Source organism: Streptomyces sp. NPDC050504 (genome assembly GCF_044458065.1).
In the GTDB taxonomy this organism is placed as follows: domain Bacteria; phylum Actinomycetota; class Actinomycetes; order Streptomycetales; family Streptomycetaceae; genus Streptomyces.
This window is the reverse complement of record NZ_JBITHO010000011.1, coordinates 174,350-200,412: the sequence shown is the minus strand read 5'-3', so window position 1 is coordinate 200,412 and position 26,063 is coordinate 174,350. Positions and strand designations below refer to the sequence as shown.

At 72.9% G+C, this 26,063-nt stretch carries 28 protein-coding genes and 1 pseudogene; 17 read left to right on the top strand and 12 right to left on the bottom strand.

Going from position 1 to position 26,063, the window contains the following annotated elements:
- Nucleotides 1-4 precede the first annotated feature (4 nt).
- The 6 genes from ACIBNE_RS34255 to ACIBNE_RS34230 are packed head-to-tail and all read right to left on the bottom strand — an operon-like array spanning nucleotide 5 to nucleotide 7,593.
- Nucleotides 5-1,141 carry a glycosyltransferase gene (locus ACIBNE_RS34255; RefSeq protein ID WP_399278656.1) on the bottom strand — a complete coding sequence of 379 codons (1,137 nt, stop codon included), beginning with the start codon at nucleotides 1,139-1,141 and terminating at the stop codon, nucleotides 5-7.
- On the bottom strand, nucleotides 1,138-1,857 hold the full coding sequence (locus tag ACIBNE_RS34250) for a polysaccharide deacetylase family protein (RefSeq protein WP_399278653.1): 720 nt from the start codon (nucleotides 1,855-1,857) through the stop codon (nucleotides 1,138-1,140). Before ACIBNE_RS34250 ends, ACIBNE_RS34255 begins: the two co-directional genes overlap by 4 nt.
- Nucleotides 1,826-3,598, bottom strand: a complete 1,773-nt coding sequence (locus ACIBNE_RS34245; RefSeq protein WP_399278652.1) for a lipid II flippase MurJ — start codon at nucleotides 3,596-3,598, stop codon at nucleotides 1,826-1,828. Before ACIBNE_RS34245 ends, ACIBNE_RS34250 begins: the two co-directional genes overlap by 32 nt.
- Nucleotides 3,591-4,949 carry an O-antigen ligase family protein gene (locus ACIBNE_RS34240; protein WP_399278650.1) on the bottom strand — a complete coding sequence of 453 codons (1,359 nt, stop codon included), beginning with the start codon at nucleotides 4,947-4,949 and terminating at the stop codon, nucleotides 3,591-3,593. Before ACIBNE_RS34240 ends, ACIBNE_RS34245 begins: the two co-directional genes overlap by 8 nt.
- Nucleotides 4,949-6,424: an exopolysaccharide biosynthesis polyprenyl glycosylphosphotransferase gene (locus ACIBNE_RS34235; RefSeq protein ID WP_399278648.1), complete on the bottom strand. Its 1,476-nt coding sequence runs from the start codon at nucleotides 6,422-6,424 to the stop codon at nucleotides 4,949-4,951. Before ACIBNE_RS34235 ends, ACIBNE_RS34240 begins: the two co-directional genes overlap by 1 nt.
- Nucleotides 6,421-7,593 carry a glycosyltransferase gene (locus ACIBNE_RS34230; RefSeq protein WP_399278646.1) on the bottom strand — a complete coding sequence of 391 codons (1,173 nt, stop codon included), beginning with the start codon at nucleotides 7,591-7,593 and terminating at the stop codon, nucleotides 6,421-6,423. Before ACIBNE_RS34230 ends, ACIBNE_RS34235 begins: the two co-directional genes overlap by 4 nt.
- A 489-nt stretch (nucleotides 7,594-8,082) precedes the next feature.
- Between ACIBNE_RS34230 and ACIBNE_RS34225 the strand changes: the two genes are divergently transcribed.
- The 6 genes from ACIBNE_RS34225 to ACIBNE_RS34200 all read left to right on the top strand — a co-directional run bounded on the left by ACIBNE_RS34225 (nucleotide 8,083) and on the right by ACIBNE_RS34200 (nucleotide 12,003).
- Nucleotides 8,083-8,322 (top strand): chaplin, encoded by a 240-nt coding sequence (locus ACIBNE_RS34225; protein ID WP_399278644.1) that lies wholly within the window; start codon nucleotides 8,083-8,085, stop codon nucleotides 8,320-8,322.
- Nucleotides 8,323-9,146: 824 nt separating this feature from the next.
- The gene (locus tag ACIBNE_RS34220) at nucleotides 9,147-9,950 is read left to right on the top strand and encodes a hypothetical protein (protein WP_399278642.1); all 804 of its coding nucleotides are present in this window, start codon (nucleotides 9,147-9,149) and stop codon (nucleotides 9,948-9,950) included.
- 244 nt (nucleotides 9,951-10,194) lie between these two features.
- Nucleotides 10,195-10,470: a hypothetical protein gene (locus ACIBNE_RS34215; RefSeq protein WP_399278640.1), complete on the top strand. Its 276-nt coding sequence runs from the start codon at nucleotides 10,195-10,197 to the stop codon at nucleotides 10,468-10,470.
- A gap of 152 nt (nucleotides 10,471-10,622) precedes the next feature.
- Nucleotides 10,623-10,874, top strand: a complete 252-nt coding sequence (locus tag ACIBNE_RS34210) for a chaplin (RefSeq protein WP_399278638.1) — start codon at nucleotides 10,623-10,625, stop codon at nucleotides 10,872-10,874.
- Nucleotides 10,875-11,062: 188 nt separating this feature from the next.
- On the top strand, nucleotides 11,063-11,581 hold the full coding sequence (locus ACIBNE_RS34205; protein ID WP_399278636.1) for a hypothetical protein: 519 nt from the start codon (nucleotides 11,063-11,065) through the stop codon (nucleotides 11,579-11,581).
- A 158-nt stretch (nucleotides 11,582-11,739) separates the two neighbouring features.
- The gene (locus ACIBNE_RS34200; protein WP_399278634.1) at nucleotides 11,740-12,003 is read left to right on the top strand and encodes a chaplin; all 264 of its coding nucleotides are present in this window, start codon (nucleotides 11,740-11,742) and stop codon (nucleotides 12,001-12,003) included.
- Nucleotides 12,004-12,133: 130 nt separating this feature from the next.
- Here the strand turns inward: ACIBNE_RS34200 and ACIBNE_RS34195 are convergent, their stop codons facing one another.
- Both ACIBNE_RS34195 and ACIBNE_RS34190 read right to left on the bottom strand, forming a co-directional pair.
- Complete coding sequence (locus tag ACIBNE_RS34195; RefSeq protein WP_399278632.1) at nucleotides 12,134-12,982, bottom strand: tyrosinase family protein; 849 nt, start codon at nucleotides 12,980-12,982, stop codon at nucleotides 12,134-12,136.
- Nucleotides 12,966-13,454, bottom strand: a complete 489-nt coding sequence (locus tag ACIBNE_RS34190; RefSeq protein WP_399278630.1) for a tyrosinase family oxidase copper chaperone — start codon at nucleotides 13,452-13,454, stop codon at nucleotides 12,966-12,968. The genes ACIBNE_RS34195 and ACIBNE_RS34190 overlap by 17 nt, the downstream gene beginning before the upstream one ends.
- Before the next feature lie 267 nt (nucleotides 13,455-13,721).
- On the opposite strand from ACIBNE_RS34190, the gene ACIBNE_RS34185 reads away from it, so the two are divergent.
- Nucleotides 13,722-14,222 (top strand): DUF5949 family protein, encoded by a 501-nt coding sequence (locus tag ACIBNE_RS34185; protein ID WP_399278628.1) that lies wholly within the window; start codon nucleotides 13,722-13,724, stop codon nucleotides 14,220-14,222.
- A 73-nt stretch (nucleotides 14,223-14,295) separates the two neighbouring features.
- Here ACIBNE_RS34185 and ACIBNE_RS34180 read toward each other — a convergent pair whose 3' ends face one another.
- Entirely contained in the window at nucleotides 14,296-14,529 is a 234-nt protein-coding gene (locus ACIBNE_RS34180; protein ID WP_399278626.1) for a hypothetical protein, read from the bottom strand.
- 223 nt (nucleotides 14,530-14,752) lie between these two features.
- Here ACIBNE_RS34180 and ACIBNE_RS34175 point away from each other — a divergent pair, with 223 nt between their 5' ends.
- From ACIBNE_RS34175 to ACIBNE_RS34140, 8 genes are all read left to right on the top strand, one after another.
- On the top strand, nucleotides 14,753-15,385 hold the full coding sequence (locus tag ACIBNE_RS34175; protein ID WP_399278928.1) for a vitamin K epoxide reductase family protein: 633 nt from the start codon (nucleotides 14,753-14,755) through the stop codon (nucleotides 15,383-15,385).
- 72 nt (nucleotides 15,386-15,457) lie between these two features.
- Nucleotides 15,458-15,745 (top strand): hypothetical protein, encoded by a 288-nt coding sequence (locus ACIBNE_RS34170; RefSeq protein WP_399278624.1) that lies wholly within the window; start codon nucleotides 15,458-15,460, stop codon nucleotides 15,743-15,745.
- A gap of 178 nt (nucleotides 15,746-15,923) precedes the next feature.
- Nucleotides 15,924-17,126 (top strand): FAD-dependent monooxygenase, encoded by a 1,203-nt coding sequence (locus tag ACIBNE_RS34165; protein ID WP_399278622.1) that lies wholly within the window; start codon nucleotides 15,924-15,926, stop codon nucleotides 17,124-17,126.
- 190 nt (nucleotides 17,127-17,316) lie between these two features.
- Complete coding sequence (locus ACIBNE_RS34160; RefSeq protein ID WP_399278620.1) at nucleotides 17,317-17,877, top strand: GtrA family protein; 561 nt, start codon at nucleotides 17,317-17,319, stop codon at nucleotides 17,875-17,877.
- Between the two features lie 285 nt (nucleotides 17,878-18,162).
- Nucleotides 18,163-18,675 carry a hypothetical protein gene (locus ACIBNE_RS34155; RefSeq protein ID WP_399278618.1) on the top strand — a complete coding sequence of 171 codons (513 nt, stop codon included), beginning with the start codon at nucleotides 18,163-18,165 and terminating at the stop codon, nucleotides 18,673-18,675.
- Nucleotides 18,676-18,763: 88 nt separating this feature from the next.
- Entirely contained in the window at nucleotides 18,764-19,606 is an 843-nt protein-coding gene (locus ACIBNE_RS34150; RefSeq protein ID WP_399278616.1) for a DUF4097 family beta strand repeat-containing protein, read from the top strand.
- Between the two features lie 144 nt (nucleotides 19,607-19,750).
- Nucleotides 19,751-20,779 carry an ATP-binding cassette domain-containing protein gene (locus ACIBNE_RS34145; protein WP_399278614.1) on the top strand — a complete coding sequence of 343 codons (1,029 nt, stop codon included), beginning with the start codon at nucleotides 19,751-19,753 and terminating at the stop codon, nucleotides 20,777-20,779.
- Nucleotides 20,776-21,564: an ABC transporter permease gene (locus ACIBNE_RS34140; protein WP_399278612.1), complete on the top strand. Its 789-nt coding sequence runs from the start codon at nucleotides 20,776-20,778 to the stop codon at nucleotides 21,562-21,564. Before ACIBNE_RS34145 ends, ACIBNE_RS34140 begins: the two co-directional genes overlap by 4 nt.
- A gap of 76 nt (nucleotides 21,565-21,640) precedes the next feature.
- Here ACIBNE_RS34140 and ACIBNE_RS34135 read toward each other — a convergent pair whose 3' ends face one another.
- Nucleotides 21,641-22,093: a DUF6299 family protein gene (locus ACIBNE_RS34135; protein WP_399278610.1), complete on the bottom strand. Its 453-nt coding sequence runs from the start codon at nucleotides 22,091-22,093 to the stop codon at nucleotides 21,641-21,643.
- Nucleotides 22,094-22,300: 207 nt separating this feature from the next.
- Here ACIBNE_RS34135 and ACIBNE_RS34130 point away from each other — a divergent pair, with 207 nt between their 5' ends.
- Together ACIBNE_RS34130 and ACIBNE_RS34125 are read left to right on the top strand one after the other, a co-directional pair.
- Complete coding sequence (locus ACIBNE_RS34130; RefSeq protein ID WP_399278608.1) at nucleotides 22,301-22,678, top strand: hypothetical protein; 378 nt, start codon at nucleotides 22,301-22,303, stop codon at nucleotides 22,676-22,678.
- A gap of 82 nt (nucleotides 22,679-22,760) precedes the next feature.
- Nucleotides 22,761-23,819 carry a methyltransferase gene (locus ACIBNE_RS34125; RefSeq protein WP_399278606.1) on the top strand — a complete coding sequence of 353 codons (1,059 nt, stop codon included), beginning with the start codon at nucleotides 22,761-22,763 and terminating at the stop codon, nucleotides 23,817-23,819.
- A 7-nt stretch (nucleotides 23,820-23,826) separates the two neighbouring features.
- On the opposite strand, the pseudogene ACIBNE_RS34120 reads toward ACIBNE_RS34125, so the two are convergent.
- Both ACIBNE_RS34120 and ACIBNE_RS34115 read right to left on the bottom strand, forming a co-directional pair.
- Nucleotides 23,827-24,219, bottom strand: a pseudogene (locus tag ACIBNE_RS34120) (helix-turn-helix transcriptional regulator); the annotation flags it as partial.
- A 72-nt stretch (nucleotides 24,220-24,291) separates the two neighbouring features.
- On the bottom strand, nucleotides 24,292-25,944 hold the full coding sequence (locus ACIBNE_RS34115; RefSeq protein WP_399278604.1) for an alpha/beta hydrolase: 1,653 nt from the start codon (nucleotides 25,942-25,944) through the stop codon (nucleotides 24,292-24,294).
- Nucleotides 25,945-26,063 lie beyond the last annotated feature (119 nt).

Genomic DNA, 26,063 nt, shown 5'->3' with positions numbered 1-26,063 from the left:
TACCTCACTTCGAAGAAGAGACGGTCCGCTGGAGGACGTCCTCGTACAGCGACATCAACTGCCGGGTGCTGTGGGCGATGTCGTAGCGCAGCACCCCGTCGGCCACCGGCCTGCGGGCGGGCCGCTCGGCCGCGAACTTCCGCAACAAGGAGGCGAGTTCATCGGGGTCACCGCTGATGGGCCGCGCGGCGGGCACCGCGTCGCGCGGCAGGTCGGCGATCGCCGGGCACGCCGCGTACAGCACGGGCAGCCCCGCGGCCAGCGCCTCGACGACCGCGAGCCCGAACGCCTCGTCGGGGGAGGTCGACACGAACACGTCCATCGCGGCGAGCAGCGCGGGCAGGCCGCTGCCCGCGGGCGCGCCCGGCTCCGGCGGGTCCGCGCAGGCACCCGTCAGGACGACCCGGCGGCGCACCCCGTGCTTCTGCGCCGCCCGCAGCAGCCGTACGCGCTCGTCGCCCTCGCCCACCAGCACCAGGTGCGCGTCGGGCACCCGCGCCACCGCCCGCACCAGCAGGTCGAACCGCTTGCCCGCCGCCAGGCGCCCCACCCCGCCCACCACGAACGCGTCCGGCGCGATCCCCAGCCGCCGCCGCGCCGCCGCCCGCTGCTCCGGGTCGAAGGCGAAGCGCCCCGCGTCGATGCCGTTGGGCACCACCCTGATCCGCGCCCCGTCCACGCCCCAGTCCTCCAGGCGCCGCGCCACAGAGGGGGAGACGGCCACCGTGCACTGCCCGAGCCGCTCACTGGCCAGGTACAGCCCCCGCGTCCCCGCGCTGAGCGGCCTGCCCTCGATCTGGCTGCCGCCCAGCGAGTGCTCGGTGGCGACGACGGCCGGCACCCCGGCCAGCCGCGCGGCGAGCCGCCCGTAGACGCACGCCCGGTACAGGTGGGTGTGCACCACGTCGTAGCGCCCGCGCCTGATCAGCCGTACGAGCCGGGGCAGCACGGACAGGTCGCGGTTGCCCTCCATCCCCAGGTGGGCCACCGGCACTCCGTCGGCGCGCAGCCCGTCCGCCACCTTGCCGGGGTTGGTCAGCGCCAGCACCCGCGTCTGCGTCGGCATCCGCGAGGCCAGCAGCCGCAACTGCTGCTCGGCGCCGCCGATCCCCAGCCCCGTGATCACGTGCAGCACCCTCATGGCTGAACCGCCCCCCGCCCTTGCCGCTTCAGATCCGTCGGCGCGGTTCTGCGCACCCGGTGCAACTTGTGCTTGGCGAACAGCCGGAACCTGTTGTCCCGCTGGTCGATGTGGGCGCGCGGCAGCGCGAACACGCTGGACAGGCCCTTGGGGTCCACCGCGCAGGCGTACGAGTAACCGGCGTCGCGCACCGCCTTCACCGCGCGCGCGTCCAGGTGCCCGTACGGATAGCAGAACCCGTCCACCGGCACCCCGATCATCCGGCGCAGCGCCACCCTGCTGTCGACCGTCTCCGCCCGCAGCGTCGCCCCGTCCGAGGTCGGCAGCGACACGTGGTGCAGGCCGTGCGAGGCGATCTCCATCCCGGCGTCCGCCGCCTGCCGCACCTCGTCGACGGTCAGCAGCGCCTTGCGCGGCCCCTTCGCGTCCCAGGAGTTGTCCTTGCCGAGCAGCCCAGGCAGCACGAAGACGGTGCCCGTGCAGCCGTAGCGGCGCAGCAGCGGCACCGCGTGCGCCAGGAAGTCGCGGTAGCCGTCGTCGAAGGTCAGCCCGACCAGACCGGCCGCCCGGCCGCGGGCGTGCGCGCGCAGCAGCTCGCGCATGCTCACCCCGCGCAGCCCGCGCCGCCGCAGCCACAGCAGCTGCTGCTCGAAGCGGTCGGGCGAGACGGTCACCCGGTACGGGTCATGGGTGGGGTCGTCGATCGAGTGGTACATCCCGATCCACATCGGGGTCCGGGGCACCTGACGTACGGCTCTGGCCAAGGAACGGGCTGCGTGCGACATGGGCAAGCCTTCGGGAAACGGAAGCGAGCAGAGAGACAACCTCGGTGGCCCCGACCAGCGAGGCGACCGTCAGGAAGGCCGCGGCGGCGGCGACGGCGGCCAGGGCGATGGCGGCCGGGGAACCGTCCGGCACGCCCGCGGCGAGCGTGCCCGCCGCGGTGGCGGCCACCGCGGCGACGGCCAGCCTGGCCAGGCTGCGGCAGATGTCGCCGGTCGCCAGCGGTATGCCGTGGCGGCGCACGCCGCACAGCAGCAGCACCGCCGTCGTGCTGATGCCCAGCGCGTTGGCCGCCGCGATGCCCGCGGCGCCCCACCAGCCCGCGGTGACGACCCCGCAGACGACGTTCACCGCGATGCCCGCGAGCATCGCCACCGCCGGGTACCACAGCGGTCTGGCCGCCGAGAAGTAGCAGCGGGTGAGCGCCCCGACCAGCGTCTGGCCCAGCAGCCCCAGCGCGTACACCCGCATGATGGCCGCCGTCGCGGCCGTGTCCCGCGCGTCGAACGCGCCGCGCTGGAACAGCAGGCCGATGATCTGCGGGGCCGCCGCGATCACCACGGCCGTCCCCACCAGCACGATCGCGGCGGCCGCCACGAGGTCGCGCTCCATCCGGCGCTGTGCGAGGCCCGGCTGCCCCGCGGCCAGCGCCCGCGCCACCACGGGGAAGCTGACCGTGCACAGCATCAGCGACAGGACCATCGGCAGCTGCGCGACCTTCTGCGCGTAGTTCAGGTGCGAGATCGCGCCCTCCGGCAGCGGCGACGCCAGGAACCGCTCGACCAGGACCTGCGACTGCCGGAACACCGCGAAGACCACCACGGGCGCCACCAGCGCCACCGCGAACACCGGCCCCGCGCCAGGATCCGAGGGCCGCGCGGCCCCCGCCGATGGGGGCTCGGCGGCCTGCGGCGGCCTGCGCAGCACGCGCCACAGCGCGGGCGCCTGGACCGCCGCCATCAGCAGCCCGCCGATCGCCACCCCGGCCGCCGCCATCCGCACCCCGCCGCTGCCGCCGGCCAGCAACAGGGTGGAGATGATGCCCACGTTGTACGCCACGTAGATCAGCGCAGGCGGAAGGTACCGGCCGTGGGCCCGCAGCGCGGCGCTGAAGTACCCCGTCAGCGCGAAGGTGAACACACAGGTCGCCGTGAGCCGCGTGCAGTCCGTCGCCAGCTGCGGCTGCGGCAGCCCCGGCGCCAGCACCCGCACCAGCACGGGCGCCGCCCACACCACGAGCGCCGCCACCGCCCCCGTGACCAGCGCCAGCTGCGGCAGCGTGCCCCGCAGCAGCCGCCGCACCGGATCCCCGTCCGCCGCGCCGAAGACGTCCCGGCGTGCCAGCGCCCGGCTGAACGCCGGGACCAGCAGCAGCGCCATCGCCTCCTCGATGAGCAGCGTGGAGGCGAACTCCGGCACCGTCCACGCCACCAGGAACGCGTCGGTCTCGCCGCCCGCCCCGAACACGTGCGCCAGCGTCTGGTCCCGTACGAGCCCCAGCAGCGCCCCCGCCGCGGTCAGCACCGCCGTCAGCAGGGCCGCGCGCGCCAGCCACCCGGGCCGCCGCCCGCCCTGCGCGGCCGACGCCGCACCGCCCGGGGACGCCTGCTCCGGAACCCGGCTGCGGACCGGAACCCGCCCCGTGCGGGCGGCCGGTGACTGCCCGTCACCCACGGAGCGCCCCCGGCTCCCCGGCCCGCCCGCGCAGCGCCCAGGCGGCCGCGAGCCCCAGCACCACGGACGTCAGCACCGTCGAGGGACCGCCGATGTCCGCGTACGCGAAGTCCACCAGCTGCCAGACCAGCAGCCCCAGCGCGACCAGCGCGCAGTGCGCGTCCCGGCCCGTGCGCACCGCGCCCGGCAGCCGCCGCAGCGCCAGCACGAGCAGCGCGGCCCAACTGCCCGCCAGGGCCGTGAGCCCCACGAGGCCCTGCTCGCCGAGGACCAGCAGGTACATGTTGTGCGGCGACAGCAGCGGCTGCTTCTTGAACGCCTGCCCGGCCCCCGCGGTGTCGCTGCCCGCCGACAGCGCCAACGAGGCGTTGCTGTCGCGGTACTGGGGGAAGCCCTTGAGCCCCACCCCGGTCACCGGATCGTCGCCCCACATCCGTACGGCCGCGGCCCACATCGTGTACCGGTCCGTCACCGACTGGTCGGGCGCGCCCGAGACCTGCGAGATGCTCGCCGCCCGCTCCTTGACCATCGAGGAGCCCACCCCCAGGCCCAGCACCAGCACCACCCCGAGCGCCGCGACCGTCGCCAGCACCCGCACCGCCCTGCGCCCGCCCGACAGCAGCAGCTGGAGCGCGCACGCCACGACCGTCGCGATCCACGCGCCCCGGCTGAACGACAGCACCAGCGGCACCACCAGCAGCACCGCGCAGACCAGCGCGGCCCTGCGGGAGGCCGCGCCGTCGTCGCGGCCGAGTCCCAGCGCCAGGCCGACGGCGACCACGAGGCCGTACGACACGACGGTCGACATCCCCATCACGTCGGACGCGCCGAAGGTCCCCACCGCGCGGACTTCCGAGCCCATGTACGAGGCGCCCGTACCGGTCAGGAACTGCCCGACCCCGATCGCGCCCTGTCCCAGCGCGAGGGCGACCAGCGCCCACGCCACCACCGCGAAGTCCCGCCGGGTGCGCACCAGCAGCAGTACAGCCGTCGGCACCAGCACGAAGACCTGGAGGTAGCGCCCGACGCCCGGCAGGCTCGCCCAGGGGTCGGCCGACGTGACGCAGGCCAGGCAGATGCCCAGCACCGGCAGGCCCAGCACCAGGGCCGCGGTGGGGGAGAGGGGCCGGCTGCGCCGCCGCAGCAGCCGCAGCGCGCAGTGCACGACGACGACGCCCGACGCGGCGTCCGCGAGCGTCGCACCGCCCGAGGCGCCGTCGGCCACCGGCGCCATCAGCAGCGCGATCAGGGCCAGCAGGGGCGCCAACGGCGCCACGGCCCGCAGCCGGGACGGCCACGGACCGTACCGGCCTGCGGGGGAGTGGTGGACGACGCCGCTCGCCGTCGCCATCAGCTGCCCGTCGGGCGGATCAGGGACAACGCGGTCCGCAGGAGGATGCACATGTCCTGCCACAACGACCACTGGTCGATGTAGTGATTGTCGAAGCGGCACCGCTCCTCGATGGAGGTGTCGCCCCGCAGGCCGTTCACCTGCGCGAGCCCGGTCAGCCCGACCGTCATCCGGTGCCGCGCCGCGTACCCGGGGTAGGCCCGGCTGAACTGGGCCACGAAGTACGGGCGCTCGGGCCGCGGCCCCACCAGGCTCATGTCACCTCGCACCACGTTCCACAACTGCGGCAGCTCGTCCAGCGAGGAGCGCCGCAGGAACCGCCCCACCGGGCTCATCCGGGCGTCGTGGGCGACGCTCCACTTGGTGTTCGCCTCCCGGTCGTCGGCCGGGCGCAGCGTACGGAACTTCAACAGCACGAACAGCCGCCCGTGCTGGCCCACCCGCTCCTGCCGGAAGAGCACCCCGGGGCCGTCCGAGAGCCGCACGGCCGCCGCGCACACCAGCAGCAGCGGCAGGACGCACACCAGCAGCAGACCGGCGGCGGCCGCGTCCAGGGCCCGCTTGGCCTTCAGCCCGGGACGGTCGCCCGACGGCGGTTCGAGACGCCGGAACCCGTACCCCCACAGGTGCGCGCCCATCCGCGGCGCCGTGCCCTGCCCGGGAACCGCCGTGCCCTGCCCGGGAACCGGGGCGCCGAGCAGCCACACCGTGCAGCCGTACCGGTGCAGCAGCTCGATCATGCCCGTACGGTCCTGCTCGCCCTCCGCGGGCGCGAACAGCACGTCGCGCACGCTGTTCTGGATGATCGCGCGGAGCATCTCCGCCTCCGACGTCAGCACGGGCAGCGCCGAGCCCTCGGCCGCCTGCTGAGCGGCCCCCTTGCCCCAGGCCACGGTCCCCACCGGGCGCAGCCCGTACTCCGGGTGCTGCCCGAGCAGCGCGCACACCCGCTGCGCGGCCGGGACGGTCCCCAGCACCAGCGCCGACCGGGGCCGCGCCCGCAGTCTGCGCCGCCGCCGCGCGAAGATGACCCACCGCAGGGAACACACCACGGCCAGGTGTACGGAGGCGGTGCCCGCGACGTCCGCGAGGTCCACGCGGCCCGCGAGGGGCCCGCGCGCGCTCAGCGCGGCGGCCCCGCACCACACCACGGCGATCCGGCCGGCCAGCACGGGCAGTTCGTCCAGGACGCTGGGCAGGACCCGGTCCCGGTAGAGCCGGGCCTGGACGTTGAGCAGCACCGCGAGCACCGTCAGCTGCAACAGCAGGGCGCCGCCGCGCTGGGCCTCCTCCAGCACCGTCCCGGCCAGGAGCACCGCCGTGCAGTCCGCGGCGATGAGGGGCGCGGCCGTGGAAGCGGCGGGCGTCTGCGGTCTGGCCGGGAGCACCCTGCGGGACGTACGGCGCGCCCGCTGCGGGGCCACGGAGGGCACGAAGGTGCTCTGCGACGGCATGCGCGAGCTGTCTGTAGTCACGGGGAAACGAGCTCCCTGCCCGTGTGGGGTCCGCAGGTCACCTCGCGGTAGACCTCTGCAACGGCCGCGCCTGAGCGCCGCACATCGAACTGGCCGACGACGTGACGACGGCCCGACTCGCCCTGTGCGGAACGCAGATCGGCCCGCTCCAGCAGCCGCGTCACGGCCTTCGCCAGGGCGAGGGGGTCGTCCGGTGGCACCAGGCTCAGCGCGTGCTGCTCAGGGGGCAGGCTCTCCCTGGCCCCGTCCACGTCGGTGACCACCAGCGCGCGGCCCGTGGCCATGGCCTCCAACGGGGCCACCGCGAGCCCCTCCCACCGGGAGGGGAGCACCACCAGGTCGGCCGCGCGGTACCAGGGCGCCGTGTCGTCGACCGCGCCCGCGAACGTCACCGAAGCGGGGGCCGCGCGGCGCAGCGCCGCCTCGTCAGGACCGTCCCCGACGAGCACCAGGTGGGCCCCGGGGAACCGCTCCACGACCCGCGGCCACGCGTCGAGCAAGGTGTCCTGCCCCTTCTGGAGGCACAGCCGCCCCACGCACACCACCGTGAGCGCGTCGTCGGGCAGCGCCGCCAGCGCGGGCAACTCCCGCCGCGCGCCCCGTACGTCGGTGTCCACCGCGAACCGGTCGAGGTCGACCCCGTTGAGCACCACCGACCAAGGAGCCCTGATCCCGGCCCGCTCGCCCCTGCGCCGCTCGGCCTCGCTGACGCACACCACCCGGTGCGTCCAGCGCGCGGCCCACCGCTCCCAGCGCAGCGCCAGGGCGCACACCCGGCTGTCGGCGGCCTCGAACGACCAGGCGTGCGGCTGGAAGACGGTCGGCACCCGGCCGCGCAGCACCGCCCTGGCCACCAGGCCCGCCTTCGCGCTGTGCGCGTGCACCACGTCAGGCCGCACCGACGCGACGATCCGGGCGAGCGACCGGCCCTCGCGCACCAACCGGCGCGCCGGGCTGCGGACCGCGGGCCACGGCACCAACGCGCAGTCCAGCCGGGCGGCTTCCTCGGCCAGCCGCGTCCCCGCCGGACAGGCGAGGACCACGGTGAGACCCAGGGCGGTCTGCGCCGCCACCTGGTCCAGCACCACCCGCGCCACGCCGCCCTCGCCGGGCTGGACGACATGCAGGACGGTGTAATCCGTCGCATCGGAGGGCCGCTGGGGGCGCACTCTGCCTCATTTCATTCCGCGAAAAAGGGAAAAGCCCGTGCTCAAGAAGCCCGGCGTGGAAAACAGGCCGAGCCAATGCGTGTACGTCCGGGGGGTCCGCGGGGAATGCCAGAGAACGTTATAGCCCAACATTCCTCCGCTCAGTGTGATTACCGCCCGGCCGGTCTATCTGTCGTATCCCTAACGCCCGGCCCCTGGTTTCGGGCACGATCCGCGCCCCGAAACCCGAAAGGGCCCTGCTTGGAAGAAGCGAATCGTCAAGCTTCTGATGACGCCGGGCACCGGCGCGGCGCCCCTCGCGGGCCTCGGCGGCCGGGCGGGAACGGGCCTCCGCGCCGGGCGCCCGCGGACGGCCGGGCCGCCCCGGCGGGCCGCGGTTCGCGGTTCACCCGTTTGGTAGCGCAACCGGCTCCGGGGTCCCGCGTTCTCATCAAGAGCCGACCTTCGCGGTCGGCTTCTCCATCGTTTCCATCCTCCTGGAGAGATCTCATGTCTCGTATTGCCAAGGCCGCCGTCCTGACCGGTGCCGTCGCCGCCTCCCTCGCCGGTGCCTCCGGCGTCGCCATGGCGGACGCGGGCGCCCAGGGTGCGGCCACGCAGTCCCCCGGCGTGCTGTCGGGCAACCTGGGCCAGGTCCCGGTGCACGTCCCGGTCAACGTCTGCGGCAACACCGTCGACGTCATCGGTGTGCTGAACCCGGCCTTCGGCAACCAGTGCGCCAACAGCTGACCTTGAGCTGAACCCGCTCGCGCAGGCGCGAGGATCGGTCCCGGGCCGGAGTGCTGACCTGAACGGCGTCAGCACCCCGGCCTTGCTCGTACCCGCGTGCGAATCACTCGTTCGGCGGCAGCCGAAAAAGCCGCAACTCCCGCTCGTCGCGGGCGGTTTACGCAGGTCAGTGGGGCACTTGCACCCACATGGCGCAATGGTTACTTGGTATGGCCAACTTCTTTCCCTTTGCGCCCCCACAACCCGAAACGCACGGTGATGCCTAGTCCCCCCGACTCGCGGAGAAAAGGAAAACCATGCGTTTCAAGGCATCCAGCCGTGTCGCGGCGGCAATGGTCTGCGCCACCCTGACGCTCGGAGCAGCCGCCCCCGCTGTCGCCCACGCCCAGTCCCGACCCCCCTCCTCGGCCTTCAGAGCGCCCGCCCCCGGAGCGGAGGCACTCCTGAGCCAGGCTCAGACGCTCGGTGAAGTGGGCGGACTCCTCGGCCCCGTAACCGACTTGCTGGAGGCCGCGCTCAAGGCGGACGGCCACAAGCTCGGCCCCGAGGAGGTGGCGAAGCACGCCGAGGCGGTGAAGAAGGCCGTCGAGGAGGTGAAGAAGGCGGCCCCTGCGGTCCCGGAAACCCCGGCGGTACCGGAAACCCCGTCACTTCCCGAAACCCCGACTGTCCCTGAGGCCCCGGCAGTACCTGAAATCCCGGCAGCCCCGACAGTCCCGGAAACCCCAGCCGTCCCAGAGACCCCTAAGCTCCCCGAGACCGGCCTGCCGATCCCGGAAAAGCCCGCGGTCCCGGCCGTACCGGAAAATCCCGCGGTTCCCGCGGTGCCGGAAAAGCCCGCGGCGGAAGCCGTACCCGAGAAGCCCGCCGCACCGGAAAAGCCGGCGGTCGAAGCGGCGCCCGAAAAGCCCGCCGCCGAAGCCGAGAAGCCCGCCGCTCTCCCGGAGACCCCCGCGCTCCCGGCCGCACCCGCGGCGCTCCCGGTCGTCCCCGTCGCGCTTCCGGAGACGCCCGCCGTCCCGGCCGTGCTCCCGGCCGTTCCCGCGGCGCTTCCGGAGACCCCCGCCGTCCCCGCCGTACCCGCCGCGCTTCCGGCCGCACCGGCCGTTCCCGCCGCGCTTCCGGAGACGCCCGCCGTCCCCGCCGCCGCCCCGGCGGTGCCCGCGCTGCCCGAGGCGGCCGCCGTACCCGCGCTGCCCCTGCCGAAGGCTCTGCTCCGGGCCGAGGGGCCCAAGCCCGGTACCCCCGCGGACCTCAAGGACGACGCACTGGCCACCGTGCAGAAGAGCGTCGCCGCCCTCCTGGCCGCCGTCACGAAGGGGGACGCCACCGGGGCGCTCGCCCAGGCCCAGGCCACGGTCAACGCGCTGGTCAACTTCGTGGTCGCCACGGTGCTTTCCGGCGGACTGCCCACTCCGCAGCTGCCCGGCATGCCCGAGCTCCCCAAGGTCCCCGGCGCGGGCCTGCCCGAGACGCCGAAGCTCCCCGAGACGCCGAAGCTCCCCGAAACCCCTGCCCTGCCCGAGACCCCGAAGGTCCCCGAGACCCCCGCCCTGCCCGAGACCCCGAAGCTGCCCGACACCGGTCTGCCGGTCCCGGCGGTGCCGAAGCTCCCGGGCGCCAACTGATCCGTACCCCGGTGCCGTGCCCGCGCGAACCACAGCGCGGGCACGGCACCTTCATGTGTCCGCGCCCCGCCGCATTGTTCCGAGAATAGGACCGGAACCTGTCATCCGGGTGTATGGGAGCAGATTCTTCGACTGTGGAGTTTCCGCAGCGCCGGGGGCTCGTTACAGAAGGCAAGAGCGCCTTGCGGGAACCTCAACGCTCCTGCGAACAACGCCACTTGCCAACAAGTAAAGGAATCGTTTCATGAAGCCCATGAAGGTTGCCGCCGTCGTCGCCGGATCGGTCATGGCCCTCGGTGCCGCCGCGCCCGCCATGGCTGCCGACGCCGTCGCCCCGGCCAGTCTCACCCCGACCAGCCTGACCGGCGCCGTCGACACGCTGAGCAGCCACATGGACGCCGACATGATCCAGTCCGACCTGACGGACGCCCCGGTGGTGGGCGACGTCAAGCAGACGGCCGAGAGCCTGGGCAGCACCGGCAGCGCCGTGCCGCTGCTGGGCGGCCTGCCCCTCTCCTGACCCGGCGGAACACCGGGCGCCTTTCCCGTCGGCAATTCCCGCCGCAATGCGCTGATCGAGGTAATTGGCAGGCCCTCACCGTGTTGTACGGCGGCCGTTGCCGGTGCGTCCATAGGCTTTTTGTGCACGCATCCAAGGGAAGGGTCAGGGAAATGAAGACCGCCAAGAAGGCCGCTCTCGTCATCGCCGCCGCGGGCATGGCCGCGGGTGCCGCGTCGGGCACCGCGCTCGCCATGGACGGCAACGGCGCCACGGCGCAGGGCGCCACCTCGAACTCGCCGGGGGCCGGCTCGGGCAACCTCGGCCAGCTCCCGGTGCACGTCCCGGTGAACGCCACGGGCAACACCGGGAACGTGATCGGCGGACTCAACCCTGCCTTCGGCAACCAGGCCGCCAACAGCTGACGGAGTACGCCTGGTCGGCCCGCACGAACGGATTGGCTCCGCGGCCCCGCCGCGGAGCCAATCCGTTTGTACGGGCTCCGATTCGGGTGACGCATTACTGCACTCCGGCTAATCAAGTACTCCTTTCCGGGTCCCGCTCGTTGTCACGGCAGACAGCCCGAACACCGTCCGCGTGAAAGGTTAAGAGAATGAAGCTCAAAGCGATTGCCGGTTTGGGAATGCTCGCCGCGTCCCTCGCCTCCGCCGCCGTCGCCGCCCCCGCGATGGCGACGGAAGCCCCCGTGATCGTTCCCCTGCAGGGCCTCGCGCCAGCCCTGCCGATGGCTCCGCCGACCCTGGAGACCGGCGTCCCCGTGCCCGTCCCCGGCACCCCCGAGGTCCGGCACGAGCACCCCGGCGGCGAGGAGTCGGCCACCCCCGAGCTGATGCTGCCGCGGACGCCGATCACCAGCGAGCTGCCCTCGACGGTCCTCTCCGCGCCGCTGCCCTCCGGCCTGGACGACGAGAACGACCTGGGCCGCGCCCTGGTCACCACCCCGGCGTCCGAGCTGACCACGCAGACCCCGGGCGCCTCCCTCGGCCGCCCGCTCGCCCCCAGCGCCGAGAAGCTGGGGCTGCCCGAGGTGAGGCTCCCCGAGGCCGCGCTGCTGACCCCCGCCCTGCGCGGCGACTTCGTCTCGGACCTGGGGGTCGAGTCGGCCGTCTGAACGGCCCGCAATCCGGTCCCGAATACCGGAGGGCGCCCTGAACATATCCGTCCCCGGTGACCCCGCGGCCGCACTCGGCCGTTACCCCGGCATTGTCAACGCGTTATAGGAGAGTGACTGCGAACCTGCGGTCACTTTTCGCAACGAAGGAGAATTTGATGTCTCGCATCACCAACGCGGTGGCGGTCCTGGCCGGGACCGGCGCCCTCGCGCTCGCCGGCGCCGGCGTGGCCATGGCCGACGCGGGCGCTCAGGGTGCGGCCACGAACTCGCCCGGCGTCGGCTCCGGCAACAGCGTGCAGGTTCCGGTCCACGTCCCGGTCAACCTCTGCGGCAACACGGTCAACGTGATCGGCCTGCTGAACCCGGCGTTCGGCAACGCGTGCTCGAACAGCGACGCCGATGGCGGCTACGGGGGCTGATCGCTCCCCGGGCGCTTCCCCCAGCGGGACGCGGTCTCCTCGGGACGAACCCGCGGTCGGCCCGCGGCGATGCCGCGGGCCGTTCGCATGCCCTCCGCACGTGTACGGGGGAGGGATCCGGCGCCGTACGTCAGGCGTACCGGTAGACGCGGCTGTGGTCCCACATCGACGCGGGCGTCGTGTCCCACGGCGGCATCGGCTCGTGGCGGCCCACCACCTTGCCGCCGGACGCGCGCTCGGGGAGGTAGACGGCCCCCGGGTTCAGCTTCTGCCAGTGCGACCAGACGGCGTCGATGAACGAGTGGTGCAGCCAGAAGACGGGGTCGTTGACGGACGCCCCGCCGAGCATCAGACCGCTCACCCAGCGGTGCACCCGGTTGTGGTTGCGCCACCGGTCGGCGCCGAACCCCCGGCTCCAGCCCTCCAGCTTGTTGCGGAACCCGTCGGGGCTCGTGGAGTTCCACGGCGCGGAGTCGTAGAGCGGATCGTTGATCGCCCACTCCAGCTCTTCCCTGGTGGGCAGGTTCACGGGCTGCGCGGGACGGCCGAAGTCCCGCGTCAGGAAGCGCCCTTCGGTGACGCTCACCGTGATGTCCCAGTGCCCGCCGCGATGGGCGAAGGGCCCGGTCATCACCTGGTGGTCCCCGCGCCTGCCGTTGCCGCCCATGAAGTCCTCGCCCCAGATCGAGGCGGTCGGCGTGTTGTCCTCCGTCCAGTCCCAGTAGGGCACCGAGACCGTCGGGTCGATCCTGCGCAGCTCGTTCTCGAAGTCCAGCAGGAACTTGCGGTGCCACGGCAGGAACGAGGGCGCCATGTGGGCCGCGCGCAGACCGCTGTCGCCGTCCGCCGTGTAGTACTCGATGTGCGTGCGCACGAAGTCGTCGTAGATCCCCTTCTTCTTCAGGGCCAGTACGGCGCTCACGAACTTCTTGCGCTCCGTGCGCGTCAGGTCGCGCTGGTTCTTACGCGTGTACACCATGGGCCTCTCCCCGCCCTGCTCCACCGTGAGCAGTGCCCGTCGCCAGCTTCGTCGTCCCCAGCTCCACCGCGGCGGCGCGCGCCGCCTCCCGGGCCGTGGGGTAGGACTCGTAGTGGTCCAGCGGGCTCAGGTAGCCGCCTCCCGCACACCGCATCAGATGCAGCGGACGCCCGTCGATATACGCCTCCACGACGGGGTGGGGGCCGCCTCCCCGCGCGTGTGCGGAGTAGCCCTGGAGCCGGTGTCCCCGGTACGTCTCGTCGAAGACCGTGCTGCGTGCCGATCCGGGTCGTCCTTGGCCCCGCGTGCCGCCCGCCGGTGCCCCGGGGGCGTCGACGATCCGGGCGAGTGCGCCGCCCGTGCCCGCGCAGACGGCGAGGACGAAGGCCGTCCGCAACGCCGCTCGCCGGGAAACGCTCTGAACCGAGGTGCTCGAAGTCGCTGACGCATGCCGCTCTGTCCGTTCCTCCACTGGACCTCCTGCCTGAACCCACCGTGTCGCAGGCGCCGGAGATACTCCGGCCCCAGCCAGGCACGAAAAAGAACGTGCCGTCTGGGACAACGAATGCCTGTCGTATCTGTTCTGCCTGCCCGGACACCGACCTCTATCGAACCGAATGATGTGCGCTCGTACGTATGGACGGATTATCGAGGGCCTCTGGAGCCCTTTTCCCGGTGTTCCCGTCCGACCGGGTGACGGAATTGGAGCAGGCTGCTCACGGCATTAGCATCGCGCTTTATGAGTTCAGCTTCCGTAGCAACCGCCATGCCCCAGACCTCCCTTCTGGGAACGGTCGTCGTCCTCCCGTGGGCCAGTGACCCGGACGCCGAGGACCCCAGCACCCCCTTCCTGCTGCTCTATCCCCTCGGGGACGGCAAGGACGGAGCCGACGCCAGTGGTGAGGCGATGAACGCCATGCTCACCGGCCTGGGCCTGCGGTTCGGGGAACAGCTGGATCTCGCCAAGCAGCCCCGCAGCCCCATCTCCCTGCTGGTGGAGGCCGGACAGGCGGCCCTGACGCTCGCCTCCATGAAGGTGCAGTGCGCCGTGCCCGCCGAGTGGGAACAGGCGGCGCGCGAACGCGGCCAGGTCTACCTCATCGGCTCGACCCGGGCCTGGCCCGCCGCGGTTCCCGGCGAGCCCGTGGACGAAGAGTCCCTGAGCGCCTACGTCTCCGACGAGACGCTCCTCGAAGCGAGCGCCCACGCCCTGGTGCCGGTGCGCAGCCTGCGCCGCTGACCTGCCCGGGAGACCGGCGACCCCCGGCGGCGAGTGGGATTCGCTGCCGGGGGCGTACACGATGAGCCGGACGTCAGACCAGCAGGCCCACTCCCAGGCCGAGGCCCACACCGTGGTGGTGGTAGTGCCAGTAGTCCCAGCAGTGGGGGTCGTAGCCGCACGGGTGCAGCTGCGTCGCTGCTGCGGCCGCCGGTGCGACAGCGGATGCGGTCGTCGGCGTCACGGCTCCGGCCGATGTGGCCAGCGGAATCGTCGCGGCGACGGCGAGCACCGCGGTGGCGAACCCGCGGGCGGCAAGCTTTTTCATGTTCCAGCTCCTCGAACAGTGGTGGGGACAGACGTTTCGACGTTAGCCAGCCACTGTCGTTCCGGCGCGGCCACAGGAGTTCCGTTAGTCCAGCCGGGTGGCGGAATTGGCTTGGCAGGACTCCGCACTGACGGCCCGTTCGATGTCGCCCGCCGCACCGGCCCATTCAGAACCTGTGACTCAGCCAACGAGTGCGTGGAGAAGACCCGTGACCGTATTGAGCATGCCCGAGCGCGCCGGACACCGGCCGGACGCACCGGTCCACCGCCCCCCGACGGCGGCGGGCGGCAGCGGCAGGGCACTGGCCGTGCTGCTCGTGCTCACCGGCGCGGCGGGGCTCCTCGCGGCCTGGGTCATCACCCTCGACAAGTTCAGACTGCTCGAAGACCCGGGCTTCACCCCCGGTTGCAGCCTCAATCCGGTGGTCTCCTGCGGGAGCGTCATGGAGAGCGACCAGGCGGCCGTCTTCGGGTTCCCCAACCCGATGCTCGGCCTCGTCGCCTACGGCATGGTCGTGTGCGTCGGGGCCGCGCTCCTGGCGGGCGCGCGGTTCAGCCGCTGGTTCTGGCTCGGCCTCAACGCCGGCTGCCTGTTCGGCGTGGGCTTCTGCGGCTGGCTCCAGTACCAGTCGCTGTACTCCATCAACGCGCTCTGCCTGTGGTGCTGCCTCGCCTGGGTCGCGACGATCCTCATGTTCTGGCACGTGACCGCGCACAACGTCCGCAGCGGACACCTCTTCCGCGGCCGGGCGCCGCGCACGGTGGCCGAGGACTTCCCCTGGGTGCCGCCAGTCCTGCACATCGGGGTCGTCGGCATGCTCGTCCTCACCCGCTGGTGGGACTTCTGGACCGGCTGATCCCGTGTCCGAACGACCACCCGATCGGCCGGGACATCGTGACCGCTCGGTGCCTGAGCCGTTTGCCAGGGCATGAACTCCACACGCCGCATCGCCACGGCCATCGCCCTCATCGCGGGCGCCTCCGGGCTCGCGATGCCCGCAGCGCAGGCCGCGACGCAGCCCGAAGCCATGTCGCTGTCGGCCGCCGACACGCTCGACGAGATCACCACCATGGGCCTCCCGGAGGAGCAGGCCGCCAAGATGCCCTCCGCCACGGAGCAGTTGAACGGGCTGAGCCGGATCAACGAGCTGAACCAGCTGCACCAGATCACCGACCTGGTGGCCCCCGTCACCAACCTGGTCCCCAGCGTCCAGTAGCGGTCCCCGGGCTCCGGCCCCCTCCCGGGTCCCCCGGCCGCGTGAACGGCGAGAACGGATTCAGAGAACCCCATTTCCCTCGTACGTGAAGGGGAATCGATGCGGGCGGGCGATGCGGTGAGGAAATCGCACCGTGCGTACACATCGAACCGCTCGTATCGAATCCAGGGGTTTTCACGTGAAAGTCGCTTGCGTGGGTGGGGGACCGGCGTCCCTCTACCTTTCCATTCTGCTCAAACTGCAAGATCCTCGCCATGAGGTCGCCGTGTACGAACGGCACCCGAAGGGCACCACGTACGGCTGGGGCGTCACGTACTGGCCCGACATGCTGGAGACCCTCGAACGGCACGACGAGCCCTCCGCCCGCCGCATCCTCGCGGACTCGCTGTGCTGGCGGGACGGGGTCGCGCACGTCAACGGCCGGACGACCGTCCACAGCGGCGACACCGGGTACGCCGTCAGCCGCCACCGCCTCCTCGGCATCCTCGCGGACCGCGCCCAGGAACTCGGCGTACAGCTGGAATTCGACCGGGAGGTCGACGGGGATTCCGTGCCCGACGCGGACGTGGTGGTGGCGGGCGACGGCGCCCGCAGCCGGATCCGCGAACGGCACGCGGAATCCTTCGGCACCCGGGTGAGCCACGGTGCCAACCGGTACATCTGGCTCGGCACGACCCGGGTGTTCGAGGCCTTCACCTTCTCCTTCGTCGAGACCGCGCACGGCTGGATCTGGTGCTACGCCTACGGCTTCGGCGCCGAGCACAGCACCTGCATCGTCGAGTGCTCCGAGGAGACCTGGACCGGCCTCGGGCTGCACCGGCTGCCCCAGGACGTCGCGCTGCGCCTGCTGGAGCGGACCTTCTGCGACGTCCTCGAAGGGCATCCGCTCCTCGGTCGCACCGACATCGAGGGGCACGCCCAGTGGCAGCCCTTCGCGACGGTCACCAACGAGCGGTGGGCGCACGGCAACGTGGTGCTCGTCGGCGACGCCGCCCACACCACGCACTACTCCATCGGCGCCGGCACCACGCTGGCCATGCGCGATGCCATGAGCCTCGCCCAGGCCCTCGGCGACGCCCCGCGCGACGGCATCGGGGCCGCGCTGGAGCGCTACGGGCAGGAGCGCAGGAGGGCGCTGCTGCCCGCCCAGAGCGCGGCGCGGCTCAGCGCGCAGTGGTACGAGAACCTGACGCGCTACGTGACCCTCGAACCCGAGCAGATGTTCGCGCTGCTCGGTCAGCGCCACTCGCCGCTGCTGCCCCACGTGCCGCCCCAGCTGTACTACCGGCTGGACCAGGCGGCCGGGAGCCTGCGCGCGCTGCGCTGGCTCAAGCAGCGGGTCGGCTCGCGCCTGGCCTCGGCGCTGGAGCAGCGCCGCTGACCTGCGTACATCCATATCTCTCCGAGCTTCTCTCCCTGCCTTGGCGCCATCGGTGATGCGATGTGGCGCCAACCCTGATGCGCTAGGTGCCATGTGTGTGCCATGATGGCGTCATTGGTGGCGCGGCTCCTCGGCCTGTCGGGTCGAGGGGTGCGCGCCTCGGGGAGAGAGCCGTCGGAGGGGTCGGGTCATGGGGGCAGCGCAGGATCAGCAGCGGTCGGAGTCCGGAGCCTTCGCCGCCTTCGCGCGCTTCGTGCTCTGCGGCGGCGGGGTGGGGCTCGCCTCCAGCTTCGCCGTGGTGGCCCTCGCCTCCTGGATCCCCTGGGTCCTGGCCAACGCCCTGACGACCGTGGTCTCCACGCTCCTCGCCACCGAGCTGCACGCCCGCTTCACCTTCGGCGCGGGCGGGCGCGCGACCTGGCGCCAGCACGTGCAGTCGGCCGGGTCGGCGGCGGCCGCGTACCTCCTGACCTGCGTGGCGATGCTCGTCCTCCAGCAGCTGGTCGCGGCGCCCGGGGTGCTGCTCGAACAGGCCGTCTACCTGTCCGCGTCCGCGCTCGCCGGGGTTGCCAGGTTCGTGGTGCTGCGCCTCGTCGTCTTCGCGCGCGGCCGTTCGCGGGCCGGGGATGAGGCTCAGGTCGAGGTCGAGGTCGAGGTCCAGGTCGAGGTCCGTACGGCCCGTCCCGTGTCCGTGCCCGTGGGGCGCGCCGTGGCCCCGGTCGGCCCTGCGGCGCTCTGCCGCGCCGCTTGAGCGCCGGATTCCGCGCGTCGTCGAGACCCCTGGCGGGGTGACCGCCGGGGGTCTTCGCGCGTGCGGGGCCGGAGGGCGCCCCGGCGCGTGTGACGTCATGTGGTGCCAGATGGTGCGCTGTGGCGCCATGGTGTGCCATCTGGGCTCGTAGAGCCTCCGTGGCGCCACGATGACGCAATCGATCTTTTTGCGTTTGCGCAGGTCAGATGGGGTGGATCGAGAGTCGGTGCAGATTTGGTGCCGCCCGGCTTGCGTGTGGCACCATGATGGTGCCATGATGACGTCATGGACCTCACCCCGTATGTCGACAACCTCCGCCGCGAACTCGCGGTGGCCGCCGAAGCCGGCGGGGAAGACGCACGAGAGCTGGCCGAGCGGCTCACCGCCCCCCTGGAGTCGGCGACCCGGCTGACCATGCTCAACGTGCTCTCCGCCGCGATGGACGAGATCACCCGCGAACTCGCCCCCGGCTCGGTCGACGTACGGCTGCGCGGGCTCGACCCCGACTTCGTGGTCACCCTGCCGCCCGTCGACGGCGGCGCCCCCGTCGAGCCCGCCGCGCCCCTCGAACCGCCGAAGGCCCCGGCCGACGGCGACGAGGGCGGCACCGCCCGCGTCAACCTGCGCCTGCCGGCCCACCTCAAGGCCCGCGCCGAAGAGGCCGCGGGGCGCGACGGCCTCTCGGTCAACGCGTGGCTCGTACGGGCCGTGTCGGCCGCGGTCGAGGGCGGCACCCGGCCGCGCACGACGGAGAAGCCCCGCACGATCGGCCAGAGCATCACGGGCTGGGTGCGCTGACCGCGCCCCTTCCCGCACCCGCACCACTTCATCCACACCACGTCCCACCAGCGGGGACGCCCCGAAGAGCCAAGAGGACGGGACAGCCATGCCTTCTTTCGACACCCCCGAAGCGATCTCGGTCACCGCGCAGGTGGAGGCCGGTTCCATCCAGTTCACCGCCGCCGACCGCGCCGACACCGTCGTGGACGTGCGGCCCCGCGACCCGAAGAAGGACCTGGACGTGCGGACGGCCGACCGGACCGAGGTGACGTACCTGAACGGCGTGCTGACCGTCAGGACGCCCAAGGCCAACCTGTTCGGCCGCACCGGTGTCGTCGACGTGACGGTCGAGCTGCCCACCGGGTCGAGCGTGGACGTGACCGGCGCCTGGACCCAGGTGCTCGCCGGCGGCAGGCTCGGCGAGGCCCGCGTGAAGACCTCGGCGGGCGACGTCCGGCTCGACACGACGGGCCCGCTGAAGCTGATCGCGTCGCACGGCTCGATCACCGTGGACCGGGTCGAGGGCGCCGCCGAGATCACCACCAGCTCCGGCAGCATGCGCATCGGCGTCATCGAGGGCTCGGGCGTCCTCAAGAACTCGCACGGCAGCACGACGGTCGGCGCCGCGATCGGCGAGCTGCGGGTCAGCGGCGCCAACGGCGACATCGAGATCCGGCGCGCCGAGGACTCGGTCACCGCCACCACCGCGCACGGCGGCCTGTGCGTGAGCGAGGTCGCCCGCGGCACCGTCCAGCTGGAGACCTCCTTCGGCGCCATCGAGATCGGCGTCCGCGAGGGCACGGCCGCCTGGCTCGACGTCAGCTCGGGCTCGGGCCAGGTGCGCAACATGCTCGCCGCGTCCGAGACGCCGGGGAAGACGGACGACACGGTCGAGGTCCGCGCCCGCACGCGCTACGGCAACATCGACATCCTCCGCGCCAAGGCCTGAGCCCGAGCCGGGGTCCGACCCCGGGCGCCACGTTCCCCACCTTCGGGGCCCGCCCCGCCCACACCACCCGTCACCCCAGCCTTCTCCTAGGAGGGCCCCATGCCTTCTTCTGTCATGCCCATGCCCATGCCCATGCCCATGCCCATGTCTACGTCCAGTCGGGGCGGCGACGCACGGCCCGGTACCGCCGTCTCCGCCACCGGTCTGCGCAAGTCGTACGGCGACAAGGTCGTCCTCGACGGCATCGACCTGCACATCCCGGCCGGATCCGTGTTCGCGCTGCTCGGTCCGAACGGCGCGGGCAAGACCACCGCCGTGAAGATCCTGTCCACCCTCATCACCGCAGACGGCGGCCAGGCGCGGATCGCGGGCCACGACCTGGCCGCCGAACCGCAGGCCGTACGGGCCGCGATCGGCGTCACCGGGCAGTTCTCCGCCGTCGACGGACTGATCACCGGCGAGGAGAACATGCTCCTCATGGCCGATCTGCACCACCTGTCCAAGCGGGAGGGACGGCGGGTCGCCGCCGAACTCCTGGAGCGCTTCGACCTGGTGGAAGCGGCGAAGAAGCCCGCCGCCACCTACTCCGGCGGCATGAAGCGCCGCCTGGACATCGCGATGACCCTGGTCGGCAGCCCGCGGATCATCTTCCTCGACGAGCCCACCACCGGCCTCGACCCGCGCAGCCGCCACAACATGTGGCAGATCATCCGCCAGCTGGTCGCCGACGGCGTCACCGTCTTCCTCACCACGCAGTACCTGGAGGAGGCCGACGAGCTCGCGGACCGCATCGCCGTACTGAACGGCGGGAAGATCGCGGCCGAGGGCACCGCCGAAGAACTCAAGCGCCTCGTCCCCGGCGGGCACATCCGCCTCCGCTTCACCGACCCCGGCGCCTACCGGTCGGCCGCCGCCGCGCTGCGCGAAGCCGCCCGGGACGACGAGGCCCAGGCCCTCCAGCTCCCCAGCGACGGCAGCCAGCGCGAGCTGCGCTCCATCCTCGACTGGCTCGACTCAGCCGGCGTCGAGGCCGACGAGCTGACCGTGCACACCCCCGACCTCGACGACGTCTTCTTCGCCCTCACCAGCAGCACCGGCACCGGAGCCAGCGGCACCGGCACCGGCAGCACCGGCGCCGCAGTCAGCGACCAGACCAAGGAGACCGTCCGATGAGCGCCTCCCTCGCCCTCCGCGACTCGTCCACCATGCTGCGGCGCAACCTCCTGCACGCGCGCCGCTACCCCTCCCTCACCCTCAACCTGCTGCTCACCCCGGTGATGATGCTGCTGCTCTTCGTCTACGTCTTCGGCGACGTGATGAGCGCGGGCATCGGCGGGGGCGGCGCCGACCGCTCCGAGTACCTCGCCTACCTCGTTCCCGGCCTGCTGCTGATGACCATCGGCAGCACCACGATCGGGACCGCGGTCTCCGTCTCCAACGACATGACCGAGGGCATCGTCGCCCGCTTCCGCACCATGGCGATCCACCGCGGGTCCGTGCTCTTCGGGCACGTCGTCGGCAGCGTGCTCCAGGCGGTCGCGAGCGTGGTCCTGGTGGGTGCCATCGGCGTGGCCATCGGCTTCCGTACGACGGACGCCACCGCCCTGGAATGGCTGGCTGCCTTCGGACTGCTCGTCATGTTCGCCACGGCGCTCACCTGGATCGCGGTCGGGATGGGCATGGTCAGCCCCAACGCCGAGGCGGCCAGCAACAACGCGCTGCCGCTGATCTTCCTGCCGCTCATCTCCAGCACCTTCGTGCCCATCGACGCGATGCCCGGCTGGTTCCAGCCGGTCGCCGAGTACCAGCCCTTCACGCCCGCCATCGAGACCCTGCGCGGTCTGCTCCTCGGCAGCGAGATCGGCGACAACGGCTGGATCGCCGTCGCCTGGTGCGTCGGTCTGACGGTGCTCGGTCACCGCTGGGCGAAGGCGGTGTTCGACCGCGACCCGAAGTAGCCCCTTCCGGCGAACCCGGAGCCGTCCCACCGGGCGGCGTACCCGACACCACGTCGGTACGCCGCCCCGCGGGCGTTCAGCGCACCGGTACGGGGCGCAGCTCGACCGGCGCGTCCTCAAGGGCGAGGAAACGGGGGAGGGGCAGGCCGGACTCGGTGGACAGCCGGGTCAGGTTCGCGCGCACGACGGCCGGGCCCGGCCGGTGGCGGGAGGCGTCCGCGTGGCCGGTATTGGTCCACCCGTGGACGCGGCCGTCGCAGCGCGCGGGCATCCCTTCGAGGGTGGTTGACCCGCCGTCCTGGTCCAGGGTGCTGCCGACGAACACCGGGCCAGGACCGTGCGGCAGGCAGCGGTAGGTGCCGGAGAGCGTGAGGGTGCCGTCGGCGGCGACCGTGCCGGTGCCGTGCACGGTCAGGTCGTCGGGCGGGGCCGCCTGCGCGGCCGCGGCGAGCGGGAGGACCGCCGCGCCGGCCAGGGCCAGCGCGGCGAGGGCGCGACGGGCGCCGCCCGGAGTGCGTGTGTTTTTCATGCAGTGAGGAACGATCATTTCCGGCCATGGTCACCGCGGGTTGCGCCGCCCCGCCGACGCGCCGTCAACCTGACGCAGACCTGACGCGGAGTGAAGCCCGCGCGAGTGCGTGCCGCCCGGTGTCTCCGCTAGCGTGCGTGCCTTGAAAAGCCGGGGGGCGGCACACCGACGCCCTCCCGGCCGCCTGCCAGGGGAAGGCGTAGCCGCATGGGAACCATGGACACGGTCCTGGAGGAGGCACTGGCGATCCCCGGTGCCACCGGCGTCGCGATCGTCGACTTCCAGCAGCGCAAGGTCCTGGGATCGCTGGACCGCGGCAGCGGGCTCGACATGGACAAGGTCGCCTACGGGGACAGCGACGTCATGCGCGCCAAGCTCTACACGCTGGAACTCCTCGGCTACGCCCCGGACAGCGTCGAGGACATCCTGATCACCCTGGCCGACGAGCTGCACGTGATCCGGCCCCTGCCGCGGCTGCGCGAGGGCGGCATCTTCGTCTACCTCGTACTGGACCGCGAGCGGACCCCGCCCCTGGACGAGATCCGCCGCCGACTCCACGTCCTGGAACCCCTGTTGGAGCTGTAGGCCGCGCGGAGGCGGTTGCCGGACCCGGCCGTGGGGCAGGGCTGTGCACGACTGATCAGCGGAAGCGGAAGGAGCCGGGCAGATGAGCGACACGGGCACCGTCGACGGGCGGGCGGCGGGCAGCGGGGACAGAGGGGACAGCGGGGAGGCGGCGGGCGCCGCGCTCATCGGGACCGCGCTCGGCTTCGTCCTCCCCGCGGCGCTCAGGGCCGCCGCCGTCGTACGCGTGGCGGACCACATGTCCGACGAGCCGCGCACGCCCGCCGAACTGGCCGCCGCCAGCGGCACGGACGCCCAGGCGCTGACCCGGGTGCTCCGCCTGCTCGCCACCCGCGGCCTGTTCGGGGAGGACGGCGAGGGCCGCTTCCGGCTCGAACCCGCGGGCCGGGCGCTGCGGTCCGACGCCCCCGGATCCGTACGGGAAGCGGTCCTCATGCTCACCGACCCCACGTTCTGGCTCCCGGCCGGGCGGATGGACCACTGCCTCACCACCGGCGAATCCGTCTTCGAGACCGTCTTCGACGCCCCGTTCTTCGACCACTTCGCCCGGGACGCCGAGACCGCGGCCGTCTTCCACGACGGCATGGCCGCCATGTCCGGCGTCGAGAACGGCCCGATCGCCGCCGCCTACGATTTCCCGGAGACCGGCACCGTCGTGGACGTCGGCGGCGGGCACGGCGGGTTCCTCGCCGCCGTACTGCACGCCAACCCCGGCCTCCACGGCGTGCTCTACGACCAGGCCCACGTCCTGTCGGGCAACCAGCTGAGCGACGACGCGGCGCTCACCGGACGGTGGTCCACCGAGGAGGGCGACTTCTTCGCCGACGTGCCCAAGGGCGACTTCCTCGTGCTCAAGCGCATCCTGCACGACTGGCAGGACGACCAGTGCGTCACGCTGCTGCGCGCCTGCGCCCGCGCGCTCGCCCCCGGCGGCCGGATCCTCGTCGTGGACGCGGTCGTCGCCCCCGACAACCGCCCGCACCAGGCCAAGGACCTGGACCTCCTGATGATGGCCTCCCTGGTGGGCCGCGAGCGCACCCACGAGGACTTCGCGGCGCTGTTCGCCGAAGCGGGCCTGACCCTGAGCCGGGTCGTCCCCACCCCCACGGTCCTGAGCATCGTCGAGGCCACCGTGTCCTGACGTACCGTCAGGACGGGTCCTCGTAGCGGGCGGAGAGCGCGGCGGCGCGGTCGCGCAGCCAGGTGCGCAGCGACCGCGGGGCCAGCGCCTCCGCGTCCGTGCCGAGCCGCCACAGCGCCCATCGGGCGTGCCGCTCGTCCTGGAAGGTCGCTTCGAGCCGCAGCCAGCCGTCCGCGTCGGGCTTCCCGGGCCCGTCCGGCTCCTCGGGTCCGTCGGGCCCGTTGGGGTCCTAGGGTTCTTCCGCGCGGACGGCGAGGTGGTCGCCGCCGGAGAGAAACCGCGGGGAGCGCTCCCGCCAGATCCGGTCCAGGCCGACCCGGTCCGGCCGCTGCGCCGCCTCGGGTAGCTCCTCGGCCGCCAGCACCCGCGACAGCCGGTACGTGCGGTCCTCGCCTGACCTCGGCCATCGCGGTGCCGGGCACCTCGTCGGCGGCCGACCTGCGGGAGAGCAGGTCGCTCTCGGGGGAGCGGGTCAGGGGCGTGCCGCGCAGGTCGGGTCCTCGGCCGGGAGGCGGCCCGTACGCAGGTAGGCGTTGACGGTGCCGTCGACGCAGGCGTTGCCGTACTCGCCGTACAGACCGTGCTGGCGGGCGCCGGTCACGGTGAGCAGGCGGGAGCCCGGCCACTGCGCGCGCACGGTTTGGGCACCGGAGTAGCGGGTGCGGGGGTCGCCCGTGGCGGCGACGAGCAGGGCCGGGACGTCGCCGTCGAGCACGGTCGGCGACTCGGCCGGGCGGTCCCAGAACTCGCAGGGGGTGATGTTGTTGGCGAGCGGTCCGGCCAGGGGGAACCTAGCGCGGGAGTCCTGGACCGCGCGCCAGTAGCTGCCGGTGCCGCGCCGCTCGGCCACGTCGCCGCAGATGATCGCGGCCATCTGGCTGGAGGGGGCCGAGCCCGCCGGGGTCAGCAGGAACTCCAGCTGTCCGGCGAGCGCTTCGGACGGCTCGACCGGCTCGCGGTCGGCGGCGCGCGCCAGGACGCGGACGGTCGCGGCCAGGTCGGCGCGCCGCCCGTCGAGGTCGCTGCCGAGGCCGGCGACGAAGAGTGCGGGCAGGACGTGCTCGTCCAGCAGGTACGCGCCCCCGGACCGCTTCCCGCTCTGCTTCCCGCTCTGGTCTTCGGTGCGCTTCTCGATCCGCAGCGGGCGGTCCGTCGCCGCGTCGAGGACGTGCCCGACCTTCGCCAGGACCGCCGTGCGCGTGGCACCCAGCCCGTAGGTGCCGTGCCGCGCGGCGGCCCACGACGCCCAGGCCCGCAGCGCCTCCTCGTTGACCGCTTCGGCGCCGCGCAGCAGCGTCTGGTTGTAGGACTCCGGAGGGTTCACGCCGTCGAGGACAATGCGGCCGGTGCGGCCGGGGAAGAGCTGGGCGTAGACCTCGCCGAGGTAACTGCCGTACGAATAGCCCAGGTAGGACAGGGTGTCGGCGCCGAGCGCCGCGCGGACGACGTCCATGTCGCGGGCGGTGTTGCGGGTGGTGACGTACGGCAGCACGTCGCCGTGGGCGCGCTCGCACCGCGCGGCCAGGTCGCGCGCGAGGGCGACCTCGTCGCGGTACGCGGCCCGGTCGGAGCCCGCCGAGCGCAGGAAGGCCGAACCGGTGTCCCAGCCGCAGTCCAGCGGGGTGCTCCGGCCGACGAAGCGCGGATCCATGCCGATCAGGTCGTAGCGGCCCGCGACCTCGCCCATCGTCTTCGACACCGTCAGCGGCATGTGCAGGCTCGGCCCCGCGGGGCCGCCGTCGTTGAGCAGCAGCGGGCCGACGCGGTGGGCGGTGTCGGTGGCCTTCAGGCGGGACACGGCGACGGTGAGGGTACGGCCGCCGGGGGCGGAATGGTCGAGCGGCACGGTGAGGTCGGCGCAGTCCGCACCGGCGGCGTCCAGCTTCCGCCCGAGCTCGTCACCGGGGCCGGTGGCGCAGGAGCGCCAGTCGACGCGCTGCCCGTGGAAGCGGGCGAGCGGGTCGGGGACGGCGGCGGCGGACGAGGCGGCGGCGGAGGTGGCGGCGGTCGAAGTGGGCGCGGCGGTCGAAGCGACCGTGGCGGTCGTCGCGGCGGCGGTGCCCGCCGTGCCGGCGAGCACCGCCGTACACATCGCGATGGCCTTGACGCGCAGGGAAGTTGACATACCCGCACGCTAGGAGCGGGAACGCCCCGGCACACTCCGGGAAAGCCCGGAGAGGTGCCGGGGTCGTCCCCTAGGCGGTGCCCGGTCGCCGGGGCCCGGTCGGGGCCCCGGCGGAGCGG

Bases quoted from the DNA above. Each gene is read 5' to 3' on its own strand.
- ACIBNE_RS34180 (WP_399278626.1), bottom strand. From the start codon at position 14,529: ATGAAAAAGCTTGCCGCCCGCGGGTTCGCCACCGCGGTGCTCGCCGTC.
- ACIBNE_RS34155 (WP_399278618.1), top strand. From the start codon at position 18,163: ATGGACCTCACCCCGTATGTCGACAACCTCCGCCGCGAACTCGCGGTG.
- ACIBNE_RS34160 (WP_399278620.1), top strand. From the start codon at position 17,317: ATGGGGGCAGCGCAGGATCAGCAGCGGTCGGAGTCCGGAGCCTTCGCC.
- ACIBNE_RS34150 (WP_399278616.1), top strand. From the start codon at position 18,764: ATGCCTTCTTTCGACACCCCCGAAGCGATCTCGGTCACCGCGCAGGTG.
- ACIBNE_RS34205 (WP_399278636.1), top strand. From the start codon at position 11,063: ATGAAGCTCAAAGCGATTGCCGGTTTGGGAATGCTCGCCGCGTCCCTC.
- ACIBNE_RS34215 (WP_399278640.1), top strand. From the start codon at position 10,195: ATGAAGCCCATGAAGGTTGCCGCCGTCGTCGCCGGATCGGTCATGGCC.
- ACIBNE_RS34225 (WP_399278644.1), top strand. From the start codon at position 8,083: ATGTCTCGTATTGCCAAGGCCGCCGTCCTGACCGGTGCCGTCGCCGCC.
- ACIBNE_RS34170 (WP_399278624.1), top strand. From the start codon at position 15,458: ATGAACTCCACACGCCGCATCGCCACGGCCATCGCCCTCATCGCGGGC.
- ACIBNE_RS34145 (WP_399278614.1), top strand. From the start codon at position 19,751: ATGTCTACGTCCAGTCGGGGCGGCGACGCACGGCCCGGTACCGCCGTC.
- ACIBNE_RS34135 (WP_399278610.1), bottom strand. From the start codon at position 22,093: ATGAAAAACACACGCACTCCGGGCGGCGCCCGTCGCGCCCTCGCCGCG.
- ACIBNE_RS34210 (WP_399278638.1), top strand. From the start codon at position 10,623: ATGAAGACCGCCAAGAAGGCCGCTCTCGTCATCGCCGCCGCGGGCATG.
- ACIBNE_RS34195 (WP_399278632.1), bottom strand. From the start codon at position 12,982: ATGGTGTACACGCGTAAGAACCAGCGCGACCTGACGCGCACGGAGCGC.
- ACIBNE_RS34255 (WP_399278656.1), bottom strand. From the start codon at position 1,141: ATGAGGGTGCTGCACGTGATCACGGGGCTGGGGATCGGCGGCGCCGAG.
- ACIBNE_RS34240 (WP_399278650.1), bottom strand. From the start codon at position 4,949: ATGGCGACGGCGAGCGGCGTCGTCCACCACTCCCCCGCAGGCCGGTAC.
- ACIBNE_RS34140 (WP_399278612.1), top strand. From the start codon at position 20,776: ATGAGCGCCTCCCTCGCCCTCCGCGACTCGTCCACCATGCTGCGGCGC.
- ACIBNE_RS34175 (WP_399278928.1), top strand. From the start codon at position 14,753: ATGCCCGAGCGCGCCGGACACCGGCCGGACGCACCGGTCCACCGCCCC.
- ACIBNE_RS34250 (WP_399278653.1), bottom strand. From the start codon at position 1,857: ATGTACCACTCGATCGACGACCCCACCCATGACCCGTACCGGGTGACC.
- ACIBNE_RS34200 (WP_399278634.1), top strand. From the start codon at position 11,740: ATGTCTCGCATCACCAACGCGGTGGCGGTCCTGGCCGGGACCGGCGCC.
- ACIBNE_RS34125 (WP_399278606.1), top strand. From the start codon at position 22,761: ATGAGCGACACGGGCACCGTCGACGGGCGGGCGGCGGGCAGCGGGGAC.
- ACIBNE_RS34115 (WP_399278604.1), bottom strand. From the start codon at position 25,944: ATGTCAACTTCCCTGCGCGTCAAGGCCATCGCGATGTGTACGGCGGTG.
- ACIBNE_RS34185 (WP_399278628.1), top strand. From the start codon at position 13,722: ATGAGTTCAGCTTCCGTAGCAACCGCCATGCCCCAGACCTCCCTTCTG.
- ACIBNE_RS34130 (WP_399278608.1), top strand. From the start codon at position 22,301: ATGGGAACCATGGACACGGTCCTGGAGGAGGCACTGGCGATCCCCGGT.